The 4,759-nt window shown below is 34.4% G+C and carries 6 protein-coding genes; 1 reads left to right on the top strand and 5 read right to left on the bottom strand.

What is annotated here, in order from left to right; translation table 11 throughout:
• Positions 1-36 precede the first annotated feature (36 nt).
• The 3 genes from RMR19_RS19145 to RMR19_RS19135 form a co-directional block, all read right to left on the bottom strand.
• The gene (locus RMR19_RS19145) at positions 37-582 is read right to left on the bottom strand and encodes a hypothetical protein (protein WP_310605107.1); all 546 of its coding nucleotides are present in this window, start codon (positions 580-582) and stop codon (positions 37-39) included.
• A gap of 97 nt (positions 583-679) precedes the next feature.
• Positions 680-982 carry a hypothetical protein gene (locus tag RMR19_RS19140; protein WP_310605106.1) on the bottom strand — a complete coding sequence of 101 codons (303 nt, stop codon included), beginning with the start codon at positions 980-982 and terminating at the stop codon, positions 680-682.
• Between the two features lie 89 nt (positions 983-1,071).
• Positions 1,072-1,611 carry a hypothetical protein gene (locus RMR19_RS19135; RefSeq protein ID WP_310605105.1) on the bottom strand — a complete coding sequence of 180 codons (540 nt, stop codon included), beginning with the start codon at positions 1,609-1,611 and terminating at the stop codon, positions 1,072-1,074.
• A 470-nt stretch (positions 1,612-2,081) separates the two neighbouring features.
• On the opposite strand from RMR19_RS19135, the gene RMR19_RS19130 reads away from it, so the two are divergent.
• Positions 2,082-3,137, top strand: coding sequence for an NAD(P)-dependent alcohol dehydrogenase (locus RMR19_RS19130; protein ID WP_310605104.1), 1,056 nt, complete (start codon positions 2,082-2,084; stop codon positions 3,135-3,137).
• Between the two features lie 291 nt (positions 3,138-3,428).
• Here the strand turns inward: RMR19_RS19130 and deoC are convergent, their stop codons facing one another.
• Together deoC and RMR19_RS19120 are read right to left on the bottom strand one after the other, a co-directional pair.
• Positions 3,429-4,121 carry a deoxyribose-phosphate aldolase gene (gene deoC, locus RMR19_RS19125; protein WP_310605103.1) on the bottom strand — a complete coding sequence of 231 codons (693 nt, stop codon included), beginning with the start codon at positions 4,119-4,121 and terminating at the stop codon, positions 3,429-3,431.
• The coding region (locus tag RMR19_RS19120; protein WP_310605102.1) for a GntR family transcriptional regulator at positions 4,111-4,759 on the bottom strand (649 nt) is incomplete at its 5' end. The genes RMR19_RS19120 and deoC, both read right to left, overlap by 11 nt.

Raw genomic sequence — 4,759 nt, 5'->3', positions numbered from 1 at the left:
ATGTTTGAAAACTCGAATCACATTACTCTATAAATGTTAATATTCCATAAATTTAAATGGATTCAAATAAATCGATTGAATTTCTCCGCCGTTTTTATCAAACCAAACCGCGTAGACATGTCCTTCATATTTTACATTTAAACCAGGTGACATACCACTTAAAACATTTTTGCCATAGGTTTTAACTGATAATTCTGTTAAAATTGTTAATGTTTTTGATTTTCCTGGTTGAATTGTAGCATCTGATTTTAATGGATATATACTCAATCCATAACTATCACCAATTGCTCCTGTTTTTTTGCTTGTTGATATTGCATGTTTGCTATCGTTGCGTAGTGTAAAATTTAAAGTAGCTTTTCCATTTACTGTTTTTCTTGTTACATTTGTAACTGTTAGTTTCAGAGGATCTACTACAGTAATATTCACAGTATACTTCTTATTATCGCCTTTCGTTACTAACGTTAATGTTGAAGTACCTTTTTTTTCTGCCTTTATTGTTATATCGGTTGAATCCAAGCCCGTTAAACTTACACAGGATTTGTTTGTCATTGTATAGGATTCAACTATATTCTCTCCTCCCATAATGTAAATATCTGTCGACTCTCCGATTGGCAAGCATACATATTTAGTATTAACTTGTTTATTCTCAACTGTTATTTTAAGAGTAGCCTTATGCCCTTTATAAGTTCCTGTTAATGTGACTGTTCCCTTTTTTTTTAGCTATAAATCTTCCATCATTATCAATTGAAATAATTTTATCGTCAGATATCGTCCATTTTACTCTATCAAATATAATTCCAGCACTATCATCGTCTACGTTATTATAAAAGTAATAATATAAAGTATCTCCTACATATGCAACATTTTTACCTGTAATAATATAGTTTACTGATGCTGCTTTTCCTTTGTACGAAAATACATTCATACAAAGTAGTACAATAACGAATAACGCAATTCTTCTTTGGTTTAATTTCTTATTCATAATACCTCTCCCATTCCTTATTACTAATATATAATCTATAGAAATATACTATATAAAAGAAATTTTGTCAATATAGCACGGAACCTTTATCAATACTCTATCTCATAATAATATTCGTACGCATCGCCTACATCGTCATACATTTTGCCATTTTCCTTCATTATAGCGTCGAACCTATCATAAAATGCATCTGCAAATTCGTCATAGTCTGCTCTATTTGTTTCATCATCATAATCATTATAGATCGGATTAATCATATCTAATACATCCATCGTATCATAATACAAATCCACAAATATTTCACTTACATACAAAACATCCAGTTTCGTGATTGCTTTATCAATCAGCCTATCATTAAGTATTTCTTGCTCGTATAGATCACTAATCTCATCAATGGTTGTAATAAATAGATGATCGTCAAATGATATCGAAGAATCCTCTTCATATGTATCCTCGCTCTGTGCATTGCCCCAATTTGGCTTTGCAATTACGCAATAACATGTTATTATGCAACACACAACCGCCAAAAAAGCAAATATAATTATTCGATCACGTTGCTGCCTTTTATTTTCTTGGTATAATTCATTGTTGTTTCGCCAAAATTCTTTCCATTCTTCATCTTTTTTCATTTGCATTTCCCCTAAAATATTTTTTAATTTATTAAAATCTGTAGTAATTACAATAGAATTTCACTATTGATTACCTATTCTTAACCACGAAACGAAAAGGTTACTGGTCACAGCGTGAATAAGAACGCTAAGCGACCAACTATAACCTAAAAATATACCATATATTAGAAACCATGTCAATATGGCGCAGATTGCCTTTTCAAAACATAGCTTAGCATTTTTTCGATTTTTATTTTCCCAAAAAAGAACGAGTAATTTTTCGTTTTTATGGGTAAAATGTGTATGTAATCATTATTAATGGTATAATATTCCTATTTACTTTTGACTTTTTTAATATCTTGCATGCTTTTATACTATTTTTTTTATGCACATTTACCCGTTTTGCATATTGATTATAGAAACATTATATGTTATCATAACCATATGATAATCTTTCAACAAAATATACGACATTCAAGGAGGATTTACTTATGAAGGGTTTTGCGATGTTAGAAATTGGTAAGGTTGGTTGGATTGAAAAAGAGGCTCCTACCTATGGTCCATTAGATGCTATATGTAAACCATTGGCTATTTCTCCATGTACTTCCGATGTGCATACTGTTTGGGCTGGTGCATTAGGTGAACGTCATGACATGATTTTAGGACATGAAGCAGTAGCTGAAGTTGTTGAAGTTGGTTCATTAGTTAAAGATTTCAAAGTTGGTGATAGAGTTATTGTACCTGCTATTACTCCTGATTGGGGTTCTCTCGAAGCGCAAGGTGGTTACTCTATGCACTCTGGTGGAATGTTAGCTGGTTGGAAATTCTCGAACTTTAAAGATGGTGTATTCGGCGAACTATTCCATGTTAATGAAGCTGACGCTAACCTTGCTCATTTACCTGAAAGTATTGATTTGGCTTCTGCAGCAATGCTTTGTGATATGGTTCCTACAGGATTCCATGGCGTTGAATTAGCTGATGTACAATTTGGTGATTCTGTTGGAGTTATTGGTATCGGGCCTGTTGGACTTATGTCTGTAGCTGGTGCTGCTTTACGTGGAGCTTCACATATATATGCTGTTGGTTCAAGACCAAACTGTATTGAAATTGCAAAAGAATATGGAGCAACTGAAATTGTTAACTATCGCGAAGGTGATATTGTTGAACAAATCATGGAAAAAACACATGGCAAAGGTCTTGATCGAATCATTATCGCTGGTGGTGATGTTCATACATTTAGCCAAGCAATTACGATGTTAAAACCAGGCGGAAGAATCGGTAATGTCAACTATTTAGGAGAAGGTGATTATGTTGATATTCCTAGAGTTGAATGGGGTTGTGGAATGTCTCACAAGACTATTGCTGGTGGATTAATGCCAGGTGGCAGACTAAGAATGGAGAAGCTTGTTTCTCTTCTTGAAACGAAAAAACTTGATACAAGCAAGTTAATTACACATAAATTCAATGGTTTTGAAAATGTTGAGGAAGCTCTTTTCTTAATGAAAGATAAGCCAAGAGACTTAATCAAACCTGTAGTTATTCTGTAGTTATGATACAAGAATCAAAAGGTTATATGTTTCCTGCTTGCATGAGAAATATGACTTCGAGATTTGACAACAATAAAAAGTAGCTCGAACAGAGTGAAAAATCCCTTGAATCTGTATTTTTCTCAGATTCAAGGGATTTTTTATCCATATAAAATAATTTTTATCAACTAAAACGCATATTCTTTATATGTTTTATCCAATATACACATTCATCATACAAACATCTTCATCACATATATATATTACATATAAAGAATGTGCCAAGTCAGAACCTTTACTTTCACCACACAATCAACCATACACACTCGCTTCCTTCATTATCGACACTGCTGATGCCGTACTTACACCAAAACGTTCACAGCCAAGTTCCCGCATCTTTAACACGGTATCCAACGTTCGAATTCCTCCAGCCGCCTTAATAAGAGCACGCTCTCCCACTACCTCTTTCATACGTCTAATAATCTCTGGTGTTGTTGGATTACTTGTCCAACCTGTTCCACTTTTTACAAATGATGCACCTGCTTCAACTGCAATTTCGCATGCTTTGCATAATTGAAGATCATTCAAGACAGAGGCCTCAATGATTACTTTCACTGGAATACCAGCTGCGGCTTTCACTACTTCCTTTATATCATGAGCTACATATTCTATGCTCCCGGATTGCAACATACTATAAGACATAACCATATCTAATTCTTTGCAACCAAGATTTACAAGCTCTTTGGCTTGGCATATCTTTGTTTCGGTACTATCACAACCACTTGGAAAACCTACAACACCACCAACTTGAATATCTTCTTCGTCACGTAATTCATTTATTACATAAGGAGTATAGCAAGGTAATGTAAATACAGTAATAAAGCGATATTCTTTTGCATACGCAACCATTTCATCAATATCTGCTTTTGTATCTGTACTCTTCACACAACTAATATCCATATGACGATTTAACTGCTTTATGAATTCATTTGTTTTACTTTCCATCACCACGATATCTCCCCGCCATACTCGTATTTAATTCGTACTTACTTCCAATAATCTTTACTTTATCATAGCAAATTGGTTCGTTTTCAAAGTAGCAGATACGTTTTATGCAGAGCAACGCTTCCCCTACATTCGTATTTAATAGCTGTGCTTCCTCGAATTCCGCATTTTTTGCATAAATGGTATCCGAAGCCTCATCTATTTTTATTTGATATGTCTCCTCAAGAAATTGATACAATGCAGTAAACTTGTTAGAATATTTAATTACGTCAGGAACTAAACTAGCCGCCACATAGTTTTTCATTATAACAATTGGACTTCCATCTGCTAACTGAATACGTTGAAACCGTGCCACATAATCGCCCACATTCAACCGAAGCACTTCTGCTATCTCATAGTCAGCCTGCATAATATCAATATACATACTTTGCGTCTGAACATCGTATCCCTTTTGGCGCAATGTCTCCGTGACGGAAACAACATGATTCAAACTCTGTTTTGGCTTAAAATCTAGCACAAGCGTCCCACGTCCTTGCTTTACATCAACCAGACTATCTTCCACTAGCATTTTTACAGCCTTTCTTATCGTTATCCTACTAACGCTGAATATCTGCTCCAAATCCCCCTCAATCGGAAGC

The sequence above is a fragment of the Anaerosporobacter sp. genome, from assembly GCF_031551385.1.
Lineage (GTDB): Bacteria > Bacillota > Clostridia > Lachnospirales > Lachnospiraceae > Anaerosporobacter.
The sequence above is the reverse complement of the archived record's forward strand: the minus strand, read 5'-3'. Positions and strand labels throughout refer to the sequence as shown.